Source organism: Methyloferula stellata AR4 (genome assembly GCF_000385335.1).
Taxonomy (GTDB): Bacteria; Pseudomonadota; Alphaproteobacteria; order Rhizobiales; family Beijerinckiaceae; genus Methyloferula; species Methyloferula stellata.
Map to the genome: position 1 here is coordinate 2,807,959 of NZ_ARWA01000001.1, position 23,035 is coordinate 2,830,993.

A 23,035-nucleotide genomic window follows, 5' to 3' on the forward strand; every position below is an offset into this window, starting at 1 on the left:
GAAAAAAGCTTAACATCGCGTACATCGATCGGGTGAAGTCGCCTCGCTTAAGGCACCGCGCAAAATTTACCGCAGCCTTACGACACACGATCCTTGCCGACTCTTCGTCGCCACCCAAGATCAAGACGCTCATCGGGCGATAGCCGTACTTGTACTTACGCGGTCGCGTCATAATCATTCACAAAAATAATTTGTCCGCTGGCGAGCCAGACTTTCTAAAACTGTCCCGAATTTCCTAAGCGGCTGGTATTGATAGCGGCGTACGCATCCAATGCGCCGCATAATTTAGCTTTCTCCTGGGGGCTAGTTTGACCCAACGATACCCCGTTGTTCTGGTCATCGACGATGATCAGAATATGCGATGGGCCATGCGGACCATCTTGATCAATGTCGGGTTCGGCGTCGTTGAAGCCGAAGCTGGCGAAGCCGGCCTCGAAATAGCAACCCGGTGCCGACCGCATACGGTTTTACTGGATGTGCGGCTGCCCGAGATCACCGGTGGTGAGGTGTTGAGGCGGCTCCGGCGTTTGGACCCGGATTTGCCGGTCATCATGGTGAGCGCCTATGGAAGTATTTCCGGCGCGGTCGATTTGATGCGCGACGGCGCTTTTGATTTCATCTCGAAGCCTTTTCGGGACGAGCTTCTCGTGGATACCGTACGGCGCGCGGTCGCGCGGCGATCAATCACGCACCCCATGTCCCACCCGACTGCAAACGTCCGCGCCAGCATTACCGCGACTATGGGGAAAAGCTCCGGCATACTGAAGCTCGCTGATCAGATCGAAGCCGTCGTCTCCACCGATTATTCCGTCGTCATTTATGGTGAGACGGGCGTTGGCAAGGAAGTCGTTGCCCATAGTCTCCATCAATATGGACCGCGTGCGGCTCAACCATTCGTTGTCATGGATTGCGGCGCAATCACGGAAACCCTTGTCGACAGCGAGTTCTTCGGCCACGAGAAGGGCGCCTACACGGGTGCAAATGGCCGCCACCACGGCTGCTTTGAAGTCGCCGCGAACGGAGGGACGATCTTTCTTGACGAGGTCGGAAACCTCCCCCGGAATGGACAAAAGGCTCTATTGAGAACCCTCGAAGAACACACCATTCGAAGGGTCGGTGGAACAGAATCCATCAAACTCGACGTGCGCGTCATAGCCGCTACGAATGACAATCTTAGGGAACAAGTCCAAGCTGGCAGCTTTCGCGAGGATCTTTTGTTCCGATTGGCGGAATATGTCATCATAATTCCACCGTTGCGCTCGAGGCCGGAGGATATTCCTTTTCTTGCGCAACGCTTCTTAATGCAGGCTCGCAAAGCCTTGGGGCGGTCTCAGATCGAAATCGTGCCCGCTGTGTTCGATCTGCTCTGTACTTATCAATGGCCGGGAAATGTCCGCGAACTGCGCAGCATCATGCGGCGAGCAGCTCTCACGACGTCGGGTATGGTGACGCCAGATGACTTAGCCAATGGCCTCGGCGACAGCATGCCCGTCTTACCCTCTCAGACAGCAGCCGGCCAGCCCACCTTGCGTCTTCGAGTCCGCGGTCAAATTCGCGCGATAGAGCGTGATGCTGTGTTCGATGCGCTCAAGCAGGCGGGAGGCAACAAGGCTGAAGCAGCCCGCCTCCTTGGGATCGACTACAAGACCTATCGTACGAAGTTGAAAATATTTGCAGAGCAGGATGGAGCAGCTGCCGATGGACGAAGTTGAGCCGCTTTCGCGACGCGACGATCGCGCCCATTCATCCGCCTTCACGAGCGAGAATGTGATCTGTCTTTTTGCCTTCGCAGAACACTCTCATGCACTCGAATGGCGTCTGCCTAATATCGCGATAGAGCAGCAGCTTATACTGCACCGCGTAGGACGTGTCGCGGCGCTTGTCGGCGTCGTTCCGAGCACAGACTATTGTGGCGCCGACGCCGAACACCATTTGGCCGACGTCGCTTGGCTTGCACCCCGTGCTCGCCGTCATGCCGAACTCGTGGAGTGGATGGCACAATGGTCGGCGGTCTTTCCGGCCCCATTCGGAACGATTTACATGGGCCTCCCCAGTTTGACCGCGTTTATGGATGCGCATGAGGCCACGATCGCCACCTTCCTGCGATCGGTCGCGGGCAAGGAGGAATGGGAGCTGAGGGCGACCGCTCAATTCGATGACCCAGAGACCTTGGACCAATTGGCATGTAGCGCTTGGCCGGACTGGCGAACCCTATCGAAGGGTGCGCGCTACATGCGGCTCTGCCGGGATAAAAGCGCTATCTTCGAGTTCGGCCGGACCCAAGCCGCCGCGTTTGCTCACAACTTTGTTGCAGAGCTTGGACAATTCGCAAGTGACTTGAAACCGCTTGGCCTCACCTGCTCAGCCGATCCGCGCGGGAGCGCTTCTCTCGCACGTTATGCCCTTCTCGTGGACAAGGCGAACATCGCTGCCATTAGAGAACGCATACACCAAATCGTCCCGATAGCATCGCGACAACATCTTACGATGACTTTATTAGGACCGTGGCCACCGTTCAGTTTTCGACCGGATTTGAAATAGCCGCGTGAGGCTTCATTTTCATTCCAAGTCCACCCGCCGCATTCGTAGGATGAGCTAACAGACGCAACAATATATGTGCATTTGACGGCGGTGCTTTTTTTAAAATCAATTCAAGTTGAAACGATTACAGGTGACGGCGAAGGGAATATGACCCGCGCCTTCGGGGTTGCCCGCCCGCCTTTCCTTGACGGCACCGCGAAGCTTCATCCTGCGTGCGCTGTTAAGTGCAGGATATAGCGCACTTATCAGGAATCCTCTCGACGCATCTCCGGTTGGCTTCGTTCTTGCGCTTCGGGATGTAGCCGAACGAGCGTCGACTTGTTTCGGCATTGACCAAGAGCTCAAGGTGTTCACCAAGGAGAACCTCATGGCACGCGTACAAAAGTCCACCGACTCGTCGAGCCTCGCCGAAGTCGTTGATCGGATCCTCGACAAAGGCATAGTGATCGATGCATGGGTCAAGATCTCACTCGTCGGAATTGAACTGATCACGATCGAAGCTCGTGTCGTGGTGGCCTCCGTCGAGACCTATCTCAAATATGCCGAAGCCGTTGGCCTCACCTCCTCAGCCGCCGCACCAGCGTAACGCGGTATCCAGAATGCCGGGAGGGCGAAGACCTCCCACTTCGCGCTCCCGGCAGCCAAGCATCTGAAACGGAGAACGAGAATGGCAAAAATGGCGGAAGGCATGGCACGTATGGCGAGCGGAATCGCATCGGATCGCAAGCATCGCAGTGAGTTAGCGACGGAAATCAAGGCCATAACAAGAAGCCGCTGCGTGGATGTCCATTCATTTCTCAAAGGTTTGAAGACATCGCGCACTAAAGTCAGCCGCGAGCGGATGGCGGATGCGGCGAAGATGGTGCGTGCGCGGCACAATGAAGTTCATGTGTGGCTGGGCGACCTGAAGATGTCGCGCGGCAAGGCTGCGACCGAGCAGAGAAAGCAAGCACACGTAATAAATATCGCTCGCCGGAAAGACGTGAAGGCACTCCTAAGTGCCTTTGCTAAAGACGGAAAGGAGCGCAAGAAGCACTTCCAGGAAAGTGCGGCTGCCTTCGTAAAGGACCTGGCCACTGGCGTTGCATCGCTTCTCGATAGTTTCGACGTGCAAGACAACGATCGTGCGAAGGCCACCCACGAAAAGCTGGCCTCCTATGCTGCCGAGCGGCGTGAAGCGGAGGCGGCCTGGCACGCAAGTCCGGAAGCCGCCCACCGGCCAAGTCAGCCGGCCGCGCCAACGGCGGCTCATGACGCAAAGGGGCACTCGTCGCCAGGCGCTCCTGGTGACCCGCATTTCTCTGCTCAACCCATGGACGTAAGCACTCAGCCAAGTAAGCGCCCATTTGTCAATTTGGGTCATCGCGGATCAAAAGGAGAGTCAAAATGAGTGCTCTTGCATTAGCAAGCCTCGATGCGGGCGCCGATGAGGCGGCGGTTGAGGTCGATGGCTCGATAGCTTTGGGGCCGAGCAACTCTTTCGTGACCTCGCCGGCGGTTCAAGAAATTACCGAACGCGCTCTCGCCTATTTGCAAGCAGGCTATGCGGTACATTTCTCCGGACCTGCAGGGACGGGTAAGACGACACTCGCATTCCACGTTGCCGCTCAACTTGGGCGCCCGATGATCCTCCTGCATGGCGATCACGAATTCGGCAGTTCCGATCTGATTGGTCGCGAGAGCGGCTATCATAAGTCGCGCGTCGTCGACAATTATATCGCTTCGGTCGTCAAGCTTGAAGAAGAAGGCCGCGCGCTTTGGATTGATAATCGCATAACGACCGCGTGCCGGCTCGGACACTCGATCATTTACGATGAGTTCAATCGCAGTAAACCCGAAGCCAATAATCCATTTTTGAGTATCTTGTCGGAGGGTGTTCTCAACGTACCGGGATTGCATGGTCGCGGCGAAGGCTACGTCAACGTTCATCCCCGCTTTCGCGCCATCTTCACGTCGAACCCGGCTGAATACGCGGGTGTCTACCGCACCCAAGATGCTTTGCTCGACCGTATGATCACGCTGCATCTTGGTCACTACGACAGAGATACGGAAATCGCCATTACTGCCAGCAAATCAGGCATCGATCCGGAACGTGCAACACGGATTGTAGATGTGGTGAGGCTATGCCGGTCTGAGGGAAAAGATCCGCATTACCCAACTTTACGCGCGTCAATCGCGATCGCTCGCGTGCTTGCTGCGCGAGGCGGTGAAGCGAGCCTCCGCAACCCCGTCTTTCTCTGGGTCTGCCAGGACATTCTCGGGCAGACGGCCGCGAATGGAAAGAGAGATGGCGAGGAATCTTCGGCCTTCGTCGAGCTTCTTCTGAAGCGCTTGGAGTTCGCCCCTAGTGGCAGGGTAGTCATGCCATCTTCCCCGCTGCCTGAACGTCAGACGGCCGCGCACGCCAATGGAGGCAATTGACGATGTCGGCATATGGACGGCCTGTAAAGGGACTTTCCGATCTGCGAACGCTGACCGGGCGCTCGGACACGCAAATTCCCGCTCATAAGGCTTATCTTAGGATCAGTTTTCTAGAACTCGAGCGCGCGCGGCGCAAGCTTGAGTTGCGCGCGGCCGGCGATCGCTTGGATACTATTCACGCGCGCTTTCGCGAGATCGATGCCGAAGTCGCCGATATTCTCGCAAGCCTGAACGGTACAGCGCCGCGCGCCCATGCGCTCGAAGCGCGGCATCGTTCGCCCGTCGGCCGACATCCGGTTAAGCGGCAATTTCAAATATCCTACTAAATGCCGGCGCGATAGCGCCGGGCCAAGACCAATCAACCGTTCGGTTTAGGGAGACTATCGAATGTTACCGAAGAATGAACATCCCGCACATGGTCCGCATCATCAACAAAAGGCGCCGATGATTAAAGTGGCTCCGGCAGCGCATCAGGTGACAACGCTTACAGGCGGGGTCTCTGCAGCCCGGGCCGCGGTGCAGCAGTTTCTCGCGACAGAACTAGGGGCACGCGAGATCCGCATCACCAAGATTGCGCCGCAAGATCATGGCTTGGACGGATGGGCCGCGGAGGCTGAAATCCTCGTGCCAAATCTCGAGGTCAAGATGCTCGGACTTCCACTGACGCAGGAAGTCCTTGAATGCGAGCATTATGCGATCGAACTTGAACCGGATCTGAGCGTCAGATCCTACGGGCATCTTGGTCCGGAGAGCGACTAAAGGGAAGATCGCTTCAACTTGAAGCAAATCTCACTCCCTTTCGTTTCGATTATAGCGTCAACTGGACGAGATGATCTGGCCCTTCCGAAGGTCACGATCGTAATTATAGAGAGCAGCTCGGAACATTTCCGCAAAACGTATGATGTGGTGTCGGAGGGTGGTTCATGGGCCTTTATGTTTATGCAGTCGGTAATGCCGACGATGATGAGCCGCCGCCCTTGCAAGGTGTCCTCGACCAACCGGCCTATCGGCTCGATGCCGGACCCTTTTGTGCCGTTGTAAGTGAATGTCCAATGGAGACGGTGCGTGCGGAACGCCGGCACATCGCGGCTGCTCAGCGCGTGCTTTCCGCCCTCAATAGGGAATTCGATTTTCTGCCGATGGCCTTCGGGACTGTGACAAGCTCTGCGGCCGATCTTCGCGGTTTCCTTGAGGCGCACCATGAGGCTTTGACAGCGCAACTAAAGCGCGTTTCCGGGGCGGTCGAGATGAGCTTACGCTTGAGTCTCGATGTGCCTGATCCAATCGCTTATCTGGTGGAGCGGACACCCGCACTGGTCGCGGCGCGGACTCGGGTTTTTGGGAGCAATCGAAAAGCAACTTACGACGCAAAAATCCGGCTCGGCCAAATGTTTGATGAGGCCTTGCGCACCTATCGCGAAACCCGCGCGACACAGGTTGTGGCGGGGATCGGGGACTTCTGCGCCGAAGTTATATCTTTGCCAGTTCGTAAGGAGACGGAGATTGCCAATCTCGCTGCGCTGGTTGCTCGGTCCAAGCGCGATGAATTTGACGAGGCTGTCCATGTTTCGGCGACACAGATCGATGAAGATATAACCTTCAATGTCAGCGGCCCCTGGCCTCCGCATAATTTCGTGCAATTCGACCCAGGCAACCGATAGATCATGCATTGAGACTCTCGAACACGGAGAACGTAACGTCATGATCATTATAGACAGTCTGTTATCAGCTCCGCTGCGAGGCCTGATGTTCGTTCTTAAGAAAGTCGACGAAGCGGTCAGGCAGGAGATGGAAGACGACGAACGGGCGATCATGGCCAGCCTCTCTGCACTCCACCTCTCGCTCAACGAAGGTGCGATCACGGAAGCGGAGTTCGACAGGCGCGAAACGGAACTGCTGGACGAACTCGATCTTTTGCGCGCGAAGGGTGGAAGCGATGCCGATGCACACTCCTGAGTCCGGCTCATCCGCATCGGCACAAACTCATCATGGGCATTTGTCGCTGGCGGCAGCGCTTGACCGAATTCTTCAACGCGGCGTTGCCGTACAAGGCAATCTGACGATTGGGCTCGCGGACGTCGATCTATTGTATCTCGATCTCCGCCTTCTGCTCGGCTCGGTCGATGTGATCTGGCCGGATGGCGGTCCGCCTGTTACCGCGGTTTCTCCGATTCTCCCATCCTCACCCGCGGCGCCATCATCGCCTTCACCACCGCCGCCAATCGCTAGCACGGGGACAGGACCGCGCAACGGTCCTCAGACCAGCACCTCCAATAGTCTACCAATTATCCTGAATGAAGGTCCTGGCGCGAACGGATCCTCGACCGCGCAAGGCCTTCTTCGGCTCGTGCTTACGCTCGTAAAACTACTTCACGATGTGCTCGAGCGGCAAGCTGTGCGCCGCATGGAAGCCGGGCGGCTCACGGATATGCAGATCGAAGATGTCGGAACGGCGCTTTTTGCTCAAGCCCAGGAAATCCTGCGCCTGCAGCGCCAATTCGGCTTTGCCGAAAAGGATCTCTCTCTCGATCTCGGTGTGCCTGATGGCGCCCTGTGAAAGGTATTGCAATGTCGTCCGCCCAATCCATGCCGCATTCGGTTGAAAGCACAAATCTTGCTGATCTGCTCGAGCGTATTCTCGATAAAGGGGTCGTTGTCGCCGGCGACATTTCGATCAAGCTCGTTGAGGTGGAGCTTTTGACGATTCAGTTGCGGCTCGTGATCTGTTCTGTCGACAAGGCACGCGAACTCGGCCTCGATTGGTGGAACCATAACGGCGGTAAGGACCGCTTGACCTCCGAGCATACAGCCGCGTTGGGAGCGATGGATGAACGGTTGGACCGGATCGAGCAGGCGCTCGGCGCCGTCATCGCAACGCCGTTCGAACAAAGGAGCACGGCTCATGAGTAAGAGAGATCCAAGCGATAACGAAGATGTCACCGGCGCGGCGGGCTTCACCAAGATCGCACGTGGGCTTTCAGATCTGTTCAACGTGCTCGCCGATTTTGACCAGCTTCCGCGCCGGGGCCGGCATGAGAAGGATGGCCGGGTGATGGAATATTCATTCGGGACACGTACGCTGGACGACGCGGCGAGTGGGCGGAGCTCCGCGACTGAGGAGCCATCGACGCGTTCGGCAGCGCCGCCGCGAAGGACCGCGAAGAAAAGCGCGCTTGAAGTCCTTGAGCCCGTGACGGACACCTTCGACGAACCTGAGGAAATTGTCTTTCTGTTTGAATTGCCGGGTGTCGAACGCAAAGACATTCGGTGCGTCCTCGACGGAGATATCCTGCTGCTCGAGGCAAAAGCCGCTGAGCGGCTCTACCGGAAGGAAATGTTGATTGAAGAAAAGCTTGCCCCGGGTTCACCGCGTCTCAATTTACACAACGGTATCTTGGAGGTGCGGCTGAGCAAACATAGCTGATCCACGTCGCGTGCAAAATAGCGAGGCTCAGTCCGGCAATGACATGCAGCCGCTTGGCGGCTGAAGACGAAGGACGGCAAATGGAGCAAGCCGCGAGATGGCGCGATTGATCTACGTTCCAGTGGTCCACAGTACAGCGGAAATGGGGTCCGCCGCGCCGGCTTACAAAGCGGCTTTCGTTGCCCGTTATGGTGCGGCCAAATGGGTAGAACGGTCCGCCGAATTCAATGCAATTTGGCGCGCCATCGCCGGCGCGATCAAGACAGAAGGCTTCGATTTCAAGCATGTCAAGCTCTATCAAGACAGTCTGCCGGTCTGTGGCCACGAGAAGGAGCTGGTGCGTGAGTTGGCAGCCCAGGGGAGCTGCAATCATCAGCTCCTGGAGGGTCTCGTGAACGAGGGTGCGACACTCGTCGGCACCGAGTCGCCGAGCTTGCTTCTCGACGAATATAAGCTGCTGCAATCGCCGGAGCGCACGGAGAAGCAAGAGGCAGCTCTGCTTGAAGCGCGTGACCGGTTCATCGCCGGGCAAATCGATGCCACGCTTACCGATGACGAAAACGGCATCCTTTTCATTGGCGCCCTGCATAAGGTCGATAAATTTCTGCCTCAACGCATCAAGGTCGCCTATCTGGCGGTGCGCGGCCAATAGCTTCGGTCAAGGACCGGAAATGGAGAAGCCCCGTGTTGGACGTACCGGAAAACGACGAGAAGTGGCGTCTCACAGTCGTCGAGGCGCGGCGCGATGATGTTGGACGCGGCATCGTCCGGGTTGATCCCGAAACATTGCGGCAGATCGGCGCTTCACCGGGCGACGTGCTGGAGATTGAAGGCCGCTCGAAGACCGTCGCGAAAGCCATGCCGACGTTCAAGGAAGAGCGAGGACAGCAGATCATCCAGCTCGATGGCGTTGCCCGCACCAATGCAGGCCTGACCCTTGGTCAAAAGGCGTCGATCAAGAAGGTCGCTCACGCCGTCGCGCGCCGCGTGGTCGTCGCGCCTATGGGCGCAGGCGCGTTGCACGAGGATGAAATCGACCATACGGCGCGCCGGCTCGACGGGCTCGCCGTCAAGACGGGCGATCGTGTGCGGATCGCTCTATTCGGCGGAAATCATCGCGATTTCCATATCGTCCGGACCGAACCGGATGGGCCGGTGATCATCCATCCAGACACTTTGCTCACCCTCGAAAGCGTCCGCGGCGGCGCTGCGAGCCAGGCATCCGCCGCGACAGAAGACATCGTGACCTACGATGATCTCGGCGGCATGGAGCGGGAAGTCGCCCGAATCCGCGAAATGATCGAGCTGCCGCTCACCCATCCGGAAATTTTCGAGCGGCTCGGCATGACGCCGCCAAAGGGCGTCCTGCTGCATGGACTGCCGGGCTGTGGCAAGACTCTGCTGGCACGGGCGGTGGCGCACGAAGCGGACGCGGCCTTCATCTATGTCAGCGGCCCGGAGATCATTCAAAAATTTTACGGCGAGAGCGAAGCGCAATTGCGCAAAATCTTCGATGATGCCCGAAAGCGTGCACCCTGCATCATTTTTTTCGATGAGATCGATGCTGTCGCTCCGAAGCGTGACCGCGTCGAGGGCGAGGTCGAAAAGCGCGTGGTTGCGCAACTTCTCGCCTTGATGGACGGTCTCAAGAGCCGTGGCGATGTGATCGTGATGGCGGCGACAAACCGCCCGAACTCGATCGATCCGGCGCTACGCAGGCCAGGCCGTTTCGACCGCGAGATCGCGATAGGCATTCCGAACGAGCATGCGCGGCGCGAGATCCTGCAGATCTATGCGCGCGGCATGCCGCTCGCTGAGGGTGTGGACCTGGCCGATCTGGCAGCGACGACACATGGTTTTACCGGCGCTGATCTGAATGCGCTTTGCCGCGAGGCGGCCATGGCGGCTTTGCGGCGCCAGCTTCCGGAACTTTCGCTGGCTTCGGGCCCGGTTCCTTATGAGGCATTGATGACCATGGAGGTCAAAATGTCGGACTTCCTTGAGGGATTGAGCGAAGTAGCGCCATCGGGGCTGCGCGAGGTCGCCGTCGAAGTACCGAATGTGCGGTGGGAGGATGTGGGTGGCCTCGAATCGGTTAAAGAAACTCTGCTCGAAACCATTGCCTGGCCCTTGAGCCAACCGGCCTTATTTGAAAAGATCGGACTGCAGCCGCCGCGCGGTATCTTGCTCTACGGGCCGCCAGGAAATGGCAAGACGCTCCTGGTGAAGGCGCTGGCGACCCAGAGCAATCTCAATTTCATTTCGGTGAAGGGCCCGGAACTTTTATCGAAATATATTGGTGAGTCCGAACAGGGTGTGCGCGAGCTTTTCGCGCGCGCGCGCCATGCGGCCCCGTGCATTATCTTTCTAGACGAAGTCGATGCCCTGGCGCCGAAGCGCGGCTTGGACGGACGCTCGCCGGTCACGGATAGGGTTGTCAGCCAATTATTGACCGAACTCGATGGCGTCGAAGCTCTGAAAGACGTCTGGGTAATCGCAGCCACCAATCGGCTCGACATCATCGACGATGCGCTGCTGCGTCCTGGCCGGCTCGACTTTCACTTGGAGGTTGGCAAGCCGGATTACGACGCGCGTACGGCGATTCTCAAGGTGCATTTGAGCAAAAAGCCGATCGACGACCGCATCAACCGCGCCGCCTTGGCCGAAGTCACGGACGGGATGTCGGCGGCGGAAATCCGCTTCCTTTGCGATCGCGCCGCCTTGAATGCGCTTCGCCGCGTCTTTCCCGCCTCGGGCGCCGAATCGTTCGATACTGGGGCATTGCGCGTCGAACAGCGCGACTTCGACGAAGCCCTGGCGAGCCAAGCTAGCTCTTCGCCGCCCTACGTTCCACAGCCGACAGCAGTCATCATGTGATGCCTGACTTGATCACCGGACAGACGTCATTACAGGAGGACATGTTATGGAATTTGAACAATCGATGCTGCTCACCGCCGTTTGGGAAGACCGCCGGTCGGAAACGATCTATCGCAGTCTCAATCATCTACTGGCCATGGCGCACAAATACCGCGATGAGGGCTGTTTACGGCAGGCCATGGATCTCTATTGGATGCTATCGGAAGAGCATTCCGAGACGGTACAAGCGCAGGAGGCCAGGGAAAGCCTGCTCGACTTGGGCGAGACCTATGAACGCGAGGCCGAGCGGCACACGGCGCGCGCGGTCTATGAACGCTTAAGTGACGTCCATGGACATGCTTTTTGAAAACTTTCTATTCTGAACGGTGGAATGTTGGGCGCGCCAATTGCGTAGCTATGAACACCTATGCGTCTAAATCGACACCCTCTCGACAGATTGCCTTCCGGTGAACGTGCCGATTGGCTGTGCACGGACTTTCTTCTGAACCTTTCACGTTACGCGGGTTGGTTTTGGAACTGGCAGGGCTTGGCGAATGTCGATTACGGAAGCGTTTGGGCGTTTGTCCATCAAGAGGGCTTGAGCTTCAAAAAAGCGTTATGCCAAGTGAGCAAACCCGTCCTGATGTGGCTCGCAAACGAGCCGCTGGAAAACCTATCAAGACAGGATCACCGCAAGCGTCTCGTATTCATCGATGAGACCTGGATCAAGACGAATATGGCGCCGCTGCGCGGTTGGCGACAGCTTTAAGGCCTATGTCGAGGTTCTGGTTCCGGCGCTTGAACCAGGTGATGTCGTCGTGCTCGACAATCTTGGCAGTCACAAGAGCAAAGCGGTCCAGCATACCATTCGCGCCGTTTTGGCGCGCATCTCTTCTCTTTGCCGCCCTACAGCCCAGACCTCGATCCGATCGAGCAAGTGTTCGCCAAGCTCAAACATCTCACGCGCAAAGCCAGCCAACGCACCGTCGAAAGCACATGGCGCAAAACAGCCGAACTGCTTAGCTCAATTCCAATGATACAGGTGTTCGCAGTTTCATCCTGTAAGGTGTGCCAAAACCAATAACTCAAAACCACGCTATCCAGGGTGCAATCCGCGCCTGCTATCCAGCCCCTTTCCAACCATCAAAAGCACCTCGCTAAGCCGTCGCGGGCAGGCTGATTTTTGTTTGCCTCACGCGAATAGAGTTCAACTTGCCGGAGGTTGCGATGGCCAAGGATCGCGGCGGACATGCAGGCAGAGCCGTCCGCTTCCGCGATGCGCTCGCCTAGTGTCTTTTTCACTGCGGGGCCACCTCCAATAGGCGCAAGAACAACTAGAACAAAATAAAAACGGTCAAATGGAAAACGCGACCGCGGGAACTTTTGTCCGGAGCGTGCAAATGGCTTGCGGCCCGGCATGGGAGCAGCGGGCTGGGGGCGGCCATTGTGGGGAGTACTTAGGACTATAGCATGTATTGTTATGATTATACCTAGATAGATATACGTATAAGTTTGAATGCCTATGTATTATAGGCAAATATAAGTAGTAGTAGTAGATAACTATACATTATTTAATCCAAAAAAAGCAAATCTGCTGTTACGTTTTATTCACGCGGCTCGGCTCATAACGGTGATGAATAGGTGGACTTATCCACTCAGCACCGGCTTTGACTCATGCAAAAGCATTTAACGGTATCGCCTCAATCGATCAGCTTGATGATCGGCTTCGCCGAAGGCGCGGCCATCACGGCAACAATACTTGCCGGGCAAATCATTTATCAATTTGTTGGGCTCGGCCAGCCCAGCACGATGGATGCCGGAATCGGCATCGGGCTGATCGCGACGCTGATCTATATTTGCCTCGCCCACGCCGCCGAGCTTTACCGGCTGCCCGCCTTCCTCAACCCACAGCGGCATGTCAGCGAAATCGTCGCGATTTGGGCCGCCTGCCTGTTATCACTTGCCGCCATCCTTTACCTCTTCGAGATCAACACTGGGCTATCGCGCGGCTCGCTGATTGCCTTTTCAAGCCTTGGACTGCCAATCCTCCTTGGAGGAAGGCTCAGCGTCGCCGAGACCATCAGAAGCAGGATCGAGAAGGGCGGAATTACCGGACGCCCCGTCATTGCCATCGGCGATGCTGACGAGCTCGACGCGCTTAGCCCTTCGTGCCTCTTTCATGAGTTCGGCATGCAAGAGGTCGGGCGCATCGTTGTCGACCCATACACGTCAAGCAATAGCGAGTCGGTTGGGCGTTCCATTGCGATCGAAGAGGCGCTGACAATGGCGCGCCAACGGAAGGCCGTAGAACTCATCGTTGCCGTGCCGCCGGAGGAGCGCCGTCTGCTGCTCGAAATCTATGACGGTTTGCGGCACTCACCGCTACCCGTCCGGCTGATGCCAGACAAAAGTCTGCGCGGGCTGTTGCAAAGGCAGAACGGCCGGACCGCCAGTCCAATGCCGATGATCCGGCTGCAGAACGCGCCGATGACATGGCTCCAGAAATCGCTCAAACGATTCATGGATCTCGCTCTGTCGGCGCTTGGCATTCTCATACTGCTGCCGCTGTTTGCCATAATCGCCATCTTGATCAAGCTCGATAGTTCCGGGCCGGTCATCTTTCGACAGCACCGCAACGGCTTCGACCAGAAGCCCTTCACCATCTATAAATTCAGAACCATGCGAGTTCTGGAGGATGATGAAACGATCACCCAGGTCCAGAAAGAAGATCCACGCGTCACGCGGATCGGGCGCTTCCTGCGGCGTTCTAGCGCCGACGAACTGCCACAGTTCCTGAATGTCTTCAAGGGTAACATGTCTCTTGTCGGGCCGCGCCCGCATGCGATCTTCCTGGATACGCAATATAGGCGGACTGTCGACGCCTATTGCTTCCGGCATCATTTCAAGCCTGGCATTACCGGATGGGCGCAAGTCAATCGGGCCCGTGGCGAGGCCAAACGCATCGAGCAGATACAACACCGGATCGAACTCGACCTTTGGTACATCGACAACTGGTCGATCCTGCTGGACATGCGCATCCTTTGGCGCACCTGCTTCGAAGTGCTCAAACTCGAGGCCTATTGAGCTAGCTCGGAAGCGACAGGAGGCAGGCATGAAGCTGATCACATCTGGGCTGAGCGAAACCATGGCTGGCAAGGCCACCGCGTCACTTGCCGCGGCGCAAAAGGCCATCCGCGCGACCATGCTCGATATCGCCATCTCCTACATTAATTATGCCGCGGTTCGTGAAAATGAGCGGCTCGAGCAACATCTTTGCAACGTCGAGAAACTCGAAGAACAGCTCGCTGATGAGGAGCTGCAAGCATCTGCAGACGAAGCTGCCAGATTGCTGCGGGAGCTTGCCAAGGCGAACGCTCTCTACGACAGCACCCATGCAAAATGGGATCACTACATCGATAAATGGCAATGGCTCTGGAAGCAGCGCTACCCGCAGCAGAATGTCTCCTGAGCTACAGCCTCAAGCCTTCAGCTAACGTGAGTCATGAAGTCTGGAAGCATAGCCCCAAGTCTTTGCAGGTTCAGATCATGAAAGCCAATAGACCTGACATCGGCCGCCACGACAGCTATTAAGCCTTTAAGTCATTATACTTAGTCAGGCTGGCGAAAGCCGACTCTTCGAATTTGTGCATGGCCGCCCCCGAAGCGACCGCAAAGGAATGAAGAGCCCCGTCAGCCCAGCACTGGTGGGGCTCTTTGTTCATCGCGCGAGCGGAATCCCGGCGGCCTTTCAGCTTAGGTTCATCGCAGGCTCTTAGATTTCACATCGCCAGTCCAGCCGGCGCAGATCCCCATGACCTTTTGCCTCGTCGGTTCCGGCCGGCGGGGCCTTTTTGTGCCTTTCCCAGGCCAAGGAGGCCGCTCCGCATGAGCAAACGCGGGTGCCGTCGGCCAGCCGCGCGCCGAAGCACATTAAAAGAAAACTTAATTGCAAGAGGACGGACCCACGCCAAATTTTAGACAGATCACGCCGCCGAAGTGGATCGGAAAATATTGCCATGTCTCTTTTAAACAAAGCTGCGAGGATCATACGGACGGCATTCGTCATGAGCCTTCTTGCGGCCCTACCGCTCGCCAGTCATGCACTCGCGCGTCCCTATGCGCCCGCGCTGTCATGCGAGAGGCTCAAAGGCATGATCCAGGCGAATGGCGCGATGGTCGTGAGCACCGGTCAATTCACCTTTGACCGGTTCGTTCGAGATCAAGGATTTTGCATGACCGATGAAATCACGGAACCGGCATGGGTGGTGTCGTCGAACAGTGCCGAGTGTTTCATCGGATACACCTGCGGCGGCCGCGAGCCCAGCGGAAATTAGATCGCTTATTGGGCTTCTCGGCGGCCGAAACTCACGACATTCGCGGCACACAGATTCGGTGCTTCGAATTCCGTGAGCATTGCCAACGCCTCGGCGATGAGGCTTTCCCCTACGTCCATTTCGTCTTCGGTGCTGGAAGAGGCCGTCCGCCTTGATCTGCCCAAAAGCTCTGCCTTCTGTCGCTCGAACTCGGCGCGCGTCAAAATTCCGCGCTTCAGCCGATTGGAAAGCTTGCGGAGCTCATCCGCCTTATGTCTTCCGCCAGCTTGAAGTTTGATGATGTCGCTTGGCACGGTGCGCTCCTCGGTCTTCGCCAAAGCTAAAGCGCGATTTGCAAGGTGGCTTTAAAAAGCCGCGTGCAATTTAGTCGATATTGAAAGTAAACGGTTAAGCGTTTCTCTCGGCGTGATGCTACTTGATCGCCGTGATCTCGATCTCTTGGCTGTTGACCGCGACGACATCGCCGACGCTTTTGCCAATCAGCGCGCGCGCGACCGGAGAGACGTAGGAGATCGATCCGCTGGCGGGATCGGCCTCGTCCTCGCCGACGATCCGGAACACCTGCTTTCGACCGTCTTCGCGTTCGAACGTGACCTCATGACCGAAGCTCACAACATCGGCCTTGGGCGGCGGCGCTTTCACCTGGGCGCTTGCTACCCGCGCGGTGTAATAACGCAAGTCGCGCGCGGCAGGCGCCGCGGCCCGCCGCCGTTCGTTGATATCCTCGATCGTCTGAGCCGCGGCAACGGCGGCTCTCGCCGTGGCTATGGCTGTCTTCAGAAGCTCCAAGCCGGCGGGGGTCACGAAATTCGGATGCGGCGAGATGACCCGGTCTGGAAGCTCGACCTCTGCCGCTGTTTCGGCGCTTTCCTCACGCGTGAACGCTACGCTCATGTCTATCCTTCCAATGCCGAAGCGAGGCCAATCTCATGCAACGATTGAAGGGTCCAAATGGCTCCCTTCGATCGTGGATTATCGGCCGGTGACGCCGCCGCGGTCGACGCGATTACGCAAGGCGTGCAACCGGGTCTCCATTTTGTCGCGAATGCATTCATTGATGGCAGGGCCCGGATGCGCACTATGATGCGAGGCCCAGCCGCAGCCGCTGCGTTGTTTTATAAAGGCGAGCTGGCTTTGCGCGAGCCCATGGCGGTCATCGCCTGAAAATTCTGCCAGTCCGCGATCGTAGAGCGCGGCGATCTCACGGTCCATGGCGACGAATTCGGGCGACTCGCAGATCGTCTTTTCGATCGTCGTCGACGCTTTTTTGCAATTGATGGGCGGTGTCGCGGCACACGCGGGCACCGCCGCCGAAAAACACGCCCCAGCCGTGAAAGCGAATGCAAGAATCCTTCTAGCTTTCATTCCCCAATCCTTGTGATCAGCGGTGTCGATGGGTCTCACTCTAACGCAGGATAGATCGCGTGCAATGAGAGAGCAGGGTGAAAAAAGCGATCATCGCGGAGGCGATGAATCCACCTCGTGCGAAAATACATATGTTCCCGGCCATACGTCTTGTCTGGATGCAGGACGATGCCGCGCGACGCGGATTCCCTGTGGATGAGCACCGACTCCGGAACGAAGACAGTCGCCCATCCGTGTTCCGCCAACCGCAAGCAGAGGTCTATATCGTTGAGCTCGACCGGCAAATTCACGGCGTCGAAACCGCTCACCGCATCGAACTTGCGCTTCTCCACGGCGAGGCAGGCAGCGGTGACCGACGAAACCTCATGCGGCACACGCAATCGCCCGAGATAGCCTGGGTCGTCTTTTGGCAAGGTTCTTTCAAAGTGACCGGCGCGGCCACCCATGCCGAGCACGACGCCCGCATGTTGCACGCGCCCGTTTGGATAGAGCAATTTTGCACCAACGGCGCCGACGCCCGGCCGCTGCGCCCAGTGAAGCAATGGCTCGAGCCACGTCTCGTCGATGATTTCCGTATCGTTGTTCAGAAACATGAGCACCGGCGCGAGGGCTTCTGCCGCCGCATCATTGCAAAAACTGGCGAAATTGAATGCCCCCGGACGCGATATCACGCGGAAGTGCGGCTCATGCGCCAATTGGTCGAGCAGACGGCGCGCTTGGCTTTGTTCGGTTCCATTATCGACGACGATGATCTCGATACCGTCCAGGCATGTCTTCCTCCGAAGGCTTTCGACACAGGTGCTGAGAAGATCGAATCTGTCCTTTGTCGGAATGATGAGGGTCGCGCGCGGAGAGAACCCCGAAGCGATGCTCACACGCCCGCTTTTTTCGGTGTGTGGCGCATGGGCGTAAGCCGGGGGTGCGCCACGCCGGGATCGCATGACCCGCCTGATGTGTGCGACCTCGGCCTTTAACCGCGTCTCGCCGGACAGGTTTTCAGCCGGCCGCAGCCATTCGATCGCGCTTGGCATACGCTCTTTCAGAAAGCAGACACGAAAAAACGTCGCCGTGCCGGTGAGACCCATGCCGACGGCGGCGCTCCAATCCGGTCTGAGCTGCGGAGCGAAATGGCGGCCGTCTTTGCCGACGAACTCCTCATCTCCGTAGAAAATATCCGTCTTCGAATGGCGGCTGCCCATTTCGACAAAGACGGGAAGTGAATAGGCCGGAATTGAATCAGACATCGCAATGGGCGCTATGAAATCATCGTCCGACAGACCGTGGAGCAAGTCCGCGCCAAGCCGATCCGGCGAAATGATCGCAAGCTTCGTGCTCAAGCCGGCGTCTTGCCGCGCGGAAAATGCGAAGTCCTTCGATGGCGCGACAATAGCAATCGACCAGTTCGGATAGGATTGAGTATCAAGTTCCGACAGAAGGCGTGTTACGTCCGCAGCGCTTGCGCCGTCTGGAAAGCCGAGAAACCTGACATGCGGCCCGCGGGTCCAATCCGTTCTTGGAACATCGAATTGATCGAGGTCGAGTTGCCTCGTTCTCCGTTCGCGCCATTCATTGTAAGTTGCGAAACTTTGTGCCGAGAGCGCCTTCTTAAATTCCACTTTTGCAAAATGGCGAAGCCCAATGAGTTCGGCGCCGATGCCGAGCAGGCAATGGCGGGCATTTTGCCGGAGCGCACGCCAGAGCATCTGGGCCTGTGAGAGCGTGGCAAAATGATCGATCGCAAAGCTGAAGGGACCCGCGCGATTGGTCGGCGATATCCAAATCTCGCGCGTGTCTTTCGGGATATATCCGATCCAAATGGCCCGGCCGAATAAGGCGCCGGGCAGAATTTCATCGTGGTAGGCATCTCTCGAAAAACATCGCAGCACCGGCCGGGCCAAGGGATCGAAGAAACCCGTCGCGTATTGGAGTTCGATCCAGCAGCCGTGCGGCACGGGAGACTCAAAGTCGAGACGCAGCCAGGGTTCATCGCAGAGGGCCGAATATGATTTTTCATCCTGCTCGACATCCCGGGCGGCGCTCAACCCTACAATTGGAAAGCCGCTATGCGTCATGACCATGCGCTCATCCAACGGTCCGGCGTGCGAAAACCGAAAATGAAGGTCCGTTTGGATGAGCGGGTTCGTCATGCGCTATTCGTATATCGGCAAATCCGAGCGCTTTTATGATAGACAAGATGTCGTCCTTCTCCATCCAGCAATGAAGATCATGCATCCCGCCGCAGAACGCCTTGTTGCGCCAAGCCCCATGGTAGCTGCGCTTGTGAAAGCGGACCTTCATACCGTGCCGCTCCTGCGTCTGGGCAGGGCCGACAAAAGCTTGCCGCCTTGGGTCGCCGACCGGCATGGCATCGTCGTTCGCATAATGCGTCCAAAGATAGAAGGCATCGGTCTTTTGCGCGATCAGTTCCAGCAGGCGCACGGGATCCTGCATATGATAGAGAACTCCAGACGCAATGATGAAGTCGTAATGGTCTTGCCTCTGGTCCAGCCAATCGGTGAAGTCGCCTAGAAAAAACTTCGCATGTTCGAGACAAAGAAGCTCCTTGACGACAAGGCAGCGCAAGAACGAGAGCTTGTTCGCTTCGATCGAATGGATGGTGCCGGCGCCGCTGCGCTCGAGGAGATAGGTATGCGCGGCTTCGAGCGGTCCGAGTTCGAGGATCTTGCGCCCCTCGACCGAGCCGAACTGCTCGATCGCCCAGATGATCCTTGGATCATTGTAGAAAGCGCCAATTCCGGCCATCGCGCCGACGTGATCGGGAAGCGCATGGTTCCAGCCGGGGAGGGCGTCGACGGCATTTTGTGCGCTCGGCATGCCGGTCGCATATTCGTCGAGCACGGCGCCATGATCGTCGCCGTTGCGGGTCGCTTTTCCATCCATCGTTCGGTCGATCACGTCGGCAGCCTTGCGCAGCCCGCGGGTCATGAGCCGTGTCAGTGACAATAAACTCTCCCCGTCTCAGTCAGCCGCCCATGACATATCGGACGGCTGCAAGCACGAAAGGTTGGAATGAGGACTCATCGCGCGCCCGGGAGCTGTTTTAGAAAAACCGGCTTTGGCTCCGAGTGATGCTTCGAATACCAGGGATTGAACGCGCGATCTTCAAATATGTCGGTCCGATGCCGGGTTCGCAAGCTTTGTTGATCCTTGCGAAACCGTGCGATCTTATCGGGGGCTTCGTCGCTGCCGCGCGATGCGGATTCGTGATGAAGAAGCGTCGCGAAAGGCGTCCAGACAACCCGAAATCCTTGCGTTATGGCGCGCAGGCAATAATCCACATCATTATAGGCGATTCCGAAAGTCGTCTCGTCGAAGAGCCCGACTCGTTCGATGCATGAACGGGTGATGAGCATGCACGCCGCGGTTACCGCCGACAGGGATTGGCGAACCCGCAGGCGGCCCATCGGCCCCGGGAAACTCTCGTTGCGCCCGATGAACCAATGTCCCGCAAGGCCGCCCAGCCCGGCGATGACGCCGGCATGCTGGAGCGTTCCATTGGGATAGAGCAATTTAGCGCCTACGATTCCGGTTCCGGGATAATCGAGGCAAGAGACCATTTCCTTGAGCCAATTGCCATGCAGGATCTCGATGTCATTGTTCAGAAGCAGGATCAGATCGCCCTTTGCCAATCCGATGCCGCGATTGACCGAGCTGGAAAAATTGAAGTGCTCTTCCTTGATCGACGCCGTAAATTCAATTCCGCTGCGGCGATAGTTCTCATAAAGCGCCAAGACTTCGGGGCTTTTCGAGCCATTGTCGACGACAATGATCTCCAAGGCTGGATAGTCGGTCTTCGCCGTCAAGCCCTCAAGAAGCTTGGAGACGAGTAGCAAGGCGTCGCGATTGGGGATGATGACCGAAACGAGCGGCCATTCGGTGCGCTCCAAGTCAAATCGCAGGCGATGGAGATCGGCCGCGAGGGCAGGGCCAACCTGCGCGGGCCGCGCGTCTGTTGCATAAGCTTCTCCAATGGCGCGGCGCGCATTTGCCGTCGCACTCTCCAAATGTTTCGTCGAGAAACTGCCGCCGTGCCGGCGCCAGAGATAGGCGGGATAGGGCAAATGCAGAATCTCGCTGGCGCGCAGCCCGGCCGTGTAGCGGAGAAGAAGATCGTAATCTTGCGATCCTTGAAATCCGTCGCGCAGGCCGCCGATTTTCAAAACGCGGCTCCGGCGATAGAGAGAAAGGTGATTGATATAATTGACACCAGATAGCAGCACCTCGTCCCAGGCAGGCTTCAGGAAATAGTCGACGGGCCTGAGACGGCCATTGGCGATGATCTCGTCGGTATAAAGAAACTGGCATTCGGGCGCGCTGCCAAGGGCCTTGGCGATCTGCAAAACCGCGAATGGCGCCAAGGCGTCATCATGATCGAGAAGCCCAACCCAGGCTCCGGCAGCGCGGGCAATCCCCTGATTGGTCGCTGCGGCTATGCCGTGATTTTCCGCGCTCCTCACGGTCGTCAAGCCCGGCGTAGCGGCAATCTTATCCAACCAAGCACGCGTTTCGGGTGAGGTTGAACCGTCATCGCTCAGGATGAGTTCGCAGAGTTCGCTGGGCTGGCTCAAAAAGGAGGCCAATAAATCGTCGAGATGTTTTTGCTTCGTGTTGAAGATGGGCACCACGAATGAAATCAAAGGACCATGCCCGGTCTCGGGTCTCGCTTGTGCCTGTCGAACGGATTGCTCCGCGGCCAGTCTGACAACGTGGCGGAAATGCGAGGCGATGCTTCGCCGAAACGGGAAGCGAAAGCCGGTGAAGGCGACGCGCAATATCCAACGTTTTCGTTTAAAAGAGCGGGCTCTACGCTGCGCTTTCGCAGAGATGCCGGATGGGCGCGAAGGCGGGCTGTCGCTTAAATCTTCAAGCTCGCCTTGGCTAAAGTTGCGAGGCCTGTAAATGCGCCCTTCTTGGCGTCCGTGCAGCAGCCAGTGAAAGGCGCCCGACTCGACTTTGCCGTCTCGGACCGCCCCGGCCACATCGGCATTGAGACGGAGATAGCCTTCTTCATCGAAGTCATCCGGGAGCTCGTCAAAACTCACCCGCTTCAGACTGATGGAAAGAAAGCTCATAGGGCGCCATTTTGCCGAGCGTGACAGCGTCAAGTTATACGGCCCGGGGCCCGATTCCGCAATTTGAGCGGACGCAGCCCAGTTGCGACGTAGAAAGACTTTTCTCCTGATTTGAGAATATATTCAAGAATACCCGCGATATTTTTGGTATATTGCTGCGTCATCTGAGGAGCATAGAAGACATCGTTTAAATATATCGAGGCGCGATTCTGGCCTTTTAGCCGGAAAAACTATTCACCGTATCCGTAATTTTGTTCAACTTCCCTAAAGTTGTTCGGCGAAGCAATCGGCTTTATCCTTACAAAAATGCTAGCCGTAATTCGATGATTCAGCTCGATCGCATATTCAAATTCTACCGGACGGAAGGGCATGTCAAAATCGTCCTCGACCATGTGTCGACCGTCTTCGAAAGCGGCCGTTCTTACGGGCTGATGGGCGTGAACGGCGCGGGCAAATCGACGACGCTGCGGCTCATCGCGGGGACCGAGTTGCCAAATTCAGGCCGGATTCGCCGCTCCGTTCGCGTCTCTTGGCCGCTCGGTTTTGCGGGAGGATTTCATCCGTTGATGACAGGCCGGGAAAACATCAAATTCGTTGCCAGAGCCTATGGCGAAGATATCCGCAAAGTCATCGACTTCGTCGAAGATTTTTCCGAACTCGGCGATTATGTCGACGTGCCGGTCAGGACCTATTCGTCGGGCATGATGGCGCGTCTCGCTTTTGGGCTTTCGATGGCGATCGATTTCGATTGCTATCTCATCGATGAGATCACAGCCGTCGGCGACACGCGCTTCCAGGCGAAATGCAGGGATGCCTTCAACAGGCGCCGCGAAAACTCCGATCTCATTATGGTCTCGCATTCCATGCAGACGATAAAGGACTATTGCGACCGGGGAGCCGTTGTCGTGGATGGTCAAATCATAGCGTTCGAATCCGTCGACAAAGCGATCGAGGCCTATAACCGTTTGAACCGTTGAGGCTCTCAATTTTCAGGGGCGCAA

General features: G+C 57.2%; 25 protein-coding genes and 1 pseudogene. 19 read left to right on the forward strand and 7 right to left on the reverse strand.

Annotated elements, in window-relative coordinates:
• The first annotated feature begins 308 nt into the window (after window positions 1-308).
• From A3OQ_RS22430 to gvpN, 5 genes are all read left to right on the forward strand, one after another.
• Entirely contained in the window at window positions 309-1,712 is a 1,404-nt protein-coding gene (locus A3OQ_RS22430; protein ID WP_152428449.1) for a sigma-54-dependent transcriptional regulator, read from the forward strand.
• Window positions 1,699-2,541 carry a GvpL/GvpF family gas vesicle protein gene (locus A3OQ_RS23640; RefSeq protein ID WP_161607340.1) on the forward strand — a complete coding sequence of 281 codons (843 nt, stop codon included), beginning with the start codon at window positions 1,699-1,701 and terminating at the stop codon, window positions 2,539-2,541. Before A3OQ_RS22430 ends, A3OQ_RS23640 begins: the two co-directional genes overlap by 14 nt.
• 367 nt (window positions 2,542-2,908) lie before the next feature.
• Window positions 2,909-3,127, forward strand: coding sequence for a gas vesicle structural protein GvpA (gvpA, locus tag A3OQ_RS0113695; RefSeq protein ID WP_020175973.1), 219 nt, complete (start codon window positions 2,909-2,911; stop codon window positions 3,125-3,127).
• A gap of 81 nt (window positions 3,128-3,208) precedes the next feature.
• The gene (locus A3OQ_RS0113700; RefSeq protein ID WP_020175974.1) at window positions 3,209-3,931 is read left to right on the forward strand and encodes a hypothetical protein; all 723 of its coding nucleotides are present in this window, start codon (window positions 3,209-3,211) and stop codon (window positions 3,929-3,931) included.
• Entirely contained in the window at window positions 3,928-4,962 is a 1,035-nt protein-coding gene (gene gvpN, locus A3OQ_RS22440) for a gas vesicle protein GvpN (RefSeq protein ID WP_020175975.1), read from the forward strand. Before A3OQ_RS0113700 ends, gvpN begins: the two co-directional genes overlap by 4 nt.
• A gap of 110 nt (window positions 4,963-5,072) precedes the next feature.
• Here the strand turns inward: gvpN and A3OQ_RS0113710 are convergent, their stop codons facing one another.
• The gene (locus A3OQ_RS0113710) at window positions 5,073-5,270 is read right to left on the reverse strand and encodes a hypothetical protein (protein ID WP_152428450.1); all 198 of its coding nucleotides are present in this window, start codon (window positions 5,268-5,270) and stop codon (window positions 5,073-5,075) included.
• A 136-nt stretch (window positions 5,271-5,406) separates the two neighbouring features.
• Between A3OQ_RS0113710 and A3OQ_RS0113715 the strand changes: the two genes are divergently transcribed.
• The 13 genes and pseudogenes from A3OQ_RS0113715 to A3OQ_RS0113785 all read left to right on the forward strand — a co-directional run bounded on the left by A3OQ_RS0113715 (window position 5,407) and on the right by A3OQ_RS0113785 (window position 15,576).
• Window positions 5,407-5,721 carry a hypothetical protein gene (locus tag A3OQ_RS0113715; RefSeq protein ID WP_152428451.1) on the forward strand — a complete coding sequence of 105 codons (315 nt, stop codon included), beginning with the start codon at window positions 5,407-5,409 and terminating at the stop codon, window positions 5,719-5,721.
• A gap of 164 nt (window positions 5,722-5,885) precedes the next feature.
• Window positions 5,886-6,623, forward strand: coding sequence for a GvpL/GvpF family gas vesicle protein (locus A3OQ_RS0113720; RefSeq protein WP_020175978.1), 738 nt, complete (start codon window positions 5,886-5,888; stop codon window positions 6,621-6,623).
• 40 nt (window positions 6,624-6,663) lie between these two features.
• The gene (locus A3OQ_RS0113725) at window positions 6,664-6,918 is read left to right on the forward strand and encodes a gas vesicle protein GvpG (RefSeq protein WP_020175979.1); all 255 of its coding nucleotides are present in this window, start codon (window positions 6,664-6,666) and stop codon (window positions 6,916-6,918) included.
• Entirely contained in the window at window positions 6,905-7,519 is a 615-nt protein-coding gene (locus tag A3OQ_RS23645; protein WP_161607341.1) for a gas vesicle protein K, read from the forward strand. Before A3OQ_RS0113725 ends, A3OQ_RS23645 begins: the two co-directional genes overlap by 14 nt.
• Window positions 7,516-7,872 (forward strand): gas vesicle protein, encoded by a 357-nt coding sequence (locus A3OQ_RS0113735; protein WP_244427147.1) that lies wholly within the window; start codon window positions 7,516-7,518, stop codon window positions 7,870-7,872. Before A3OQ_RS23645 ends, A3OQ_RS0113735 begins: the two co-directional genes overlap by 4 nt.
• Window positions 7,865-8,386, forward strand: a complete 522-nt coding sequence (locus A3OQ_RS23650) for an Hsp20/alpha crystallin family protein (protein WP_020175982.1) — start codon at window positions 7,865-7,867, stop codon at window positions 8,384-8,386. The genes A3OQ_RS0113735 and A3OQ_RS23650 overlap by 8 nt, the downstream gene beginning before the upstream one ends.
• 97 nt (window positions 8,387-8,483) lie before the next feature.
• A complete protein-coding gene (locus tag A3OQ_RS0113745; RefSeq protein ID WP_020175983.1) occupies window positions 8,484-9,038 on the forward strand; it encodes a hypothetical protein in 555 nt (184 codons plus the stop codon).
• A 32-nt stretch (window positions 9,039-9,070) separates the two neighbouring features.
• Window positions 9,071-11,263, forward strand: a complete 2,193-nt coding sequence (locus A3OQ_RS0113750; RefSeq protein WP_244427148.1) for a CDC48 family AAA ATPase — start codon at window positions 9,071-9,073, stop codon at window positions 11,261-11,263.
• A gap of 46 nt (window positions 11,264-11,309) precedes the next feature.
• Complete coding sequence (locus A3OQ_RS0113755; RefSeq protein WP_020175985.1) at window positions 11,310-11,609, forward strand: hypothetical protein; 300 nt, start codon at window positions 11,310-11,312, stop codon at window positions 11,607-11,609.
• Between the two features lie 143 nt (window positions 11,610-11,752).
• A pseudogene (locus tag A3OQ_RS25365) lies at window positions 11,753-12,326 on the forward strand (transposase); the annotation flags it as partial.
• 590 nt (window positions 12,327-12,916) lie between these two features.
• Window positions 12,917-14,326, forward strand: a complete 1,410-nt coding sequence (locus tag A3OQ_RS22460) for an undecaprenyl-phosphate glucose phosphotransferase (protein WP_020175986.1) — start codon at window positions 12,917-12,919, stop codon at window positions 14,324-14,326.
• 28 nt (window positions 14,327-14,354) lie between these two features.
• Window positions 14,355-14,711: a hypothetical protein gene (locus A3OQ_RS0113770; protein WP_020175987.1), complete on the forward strand. Its 357-nt coding sequence runs from the start codon at window positions 14,355-14,357 to the stop codon at window positions 14,709-14,711.
• Between the two features lie 595 nt (window positions 14,712-15,306).
• Entirely contained in the window at window positions 15,307-15,576 is a 270-nt protein-coding gene (locus A3OQ_RS0113785) for a hypothetical protein (RefSeq protein ID WP_152428453.1), read from the forward strand.
• Window positions 15,577-15,581: 5 nt separating this feature from the next.
• Here A3OQ_RS0113785 and A3OQ_RS25370 read toward each other — a convergent pair whose 3' ends face one another.
• From A3OQ_RS25370 to A3OQ_RS22470, 6 genes are all read right to left on the reverse strand, one after another.
• A complete protein-coding gene (locus tag A3OQ_RS25370) occupies window positions 15,582-15,869 on the reverse strand; it encodes an SHOCT domain-containing protein (protein ID WP_161607342.1) in 288 nt (95 codons plus the stop codon).
• A gap of 118 nt (window positions 15,870-15,987) precedes the next feature.
• Window positions 15,988-16,470, reverse strand: coding sequence for a transcription elongation factor GreA (greA, locus tag A3OQ_RS0113795; protein ID WP_020175991.1), 483 nt, complete (start codon window positions 16,468-16,470; stop codon window positions 15,988-15,990).
• 78 nt (window positions 16,471-16,548) lie between these two features.
• The gene (locus A3OQ_RS24475; RefSeq protein ID WP_152428454.1) at window positions 16,549-16,941 is read right to left on the reverse strand and encodes a lysozyme inhibitor LprI family protein; all 393 of its coding nucleotides are present in this window, start codon (window positions 16,939-16,941) and stop codon (window positions 16,549-16,551) included.
• A 35-nt stretch (window positions 16,942-16,976) separates the two neighbouring features.
• Window positions 16,977-19,019 (reverse strand): glycosyltransferase family 2 protein, encoded by a 2,043-nt coding sequence (locus A3OQ_RS23660; RefSeq protein WP_020175994.1) that lies wholly within the window; start codon window positions 19,017-19,019, stop codon window positions 16,977-16,979.
• A gap of 4 nt (window positions 19,020-19,023) precedes the next feature.
• Window positions 19,024-19,905, reverse strand: coding sequence for a class I SAM-dependent methyltransferase (locus tag A3OQ_RS0113815; RefSeq protein ID WP_152428455.1), 882 nt, complete (start codon window positions 19,903-19,905; stop codon window positions 19,024-19,026).
• A gap of 74 nt (window positions 19,906-19,979) precedes the next feature.
• Complete coding sequence (locus A3OQ_RS22470) at window positions 19,980-21,599, reverse strand: glycosyltransferase family 2 protein (RefSeq protein WP_244427149.1); 1,620 nt, start codon at window positions 21,597-21,599, stop codon at window positions 19,980-19,982.
• 758 nt (window positions 21,600-22,357) lie between these two features.
• Between A3OQ_RS22470 and A3OQ_RS0113825 the strand changes: the two genes are divergently transcribed.
• Window positions 22,358-23,011, forward strand: a complete 654-nt coding sequence (locus A3OQ_RS0113825; RefSeq protein ID WP_020175997.1) for an ABC transporter ATP-binding protein — start codon at window positions 22,358-22,360, stop codon at window positions 23,009-23,011.
• The last annotated feature ends 24 nt before the right edge of the window (window positions 23,012-23,035 follow it).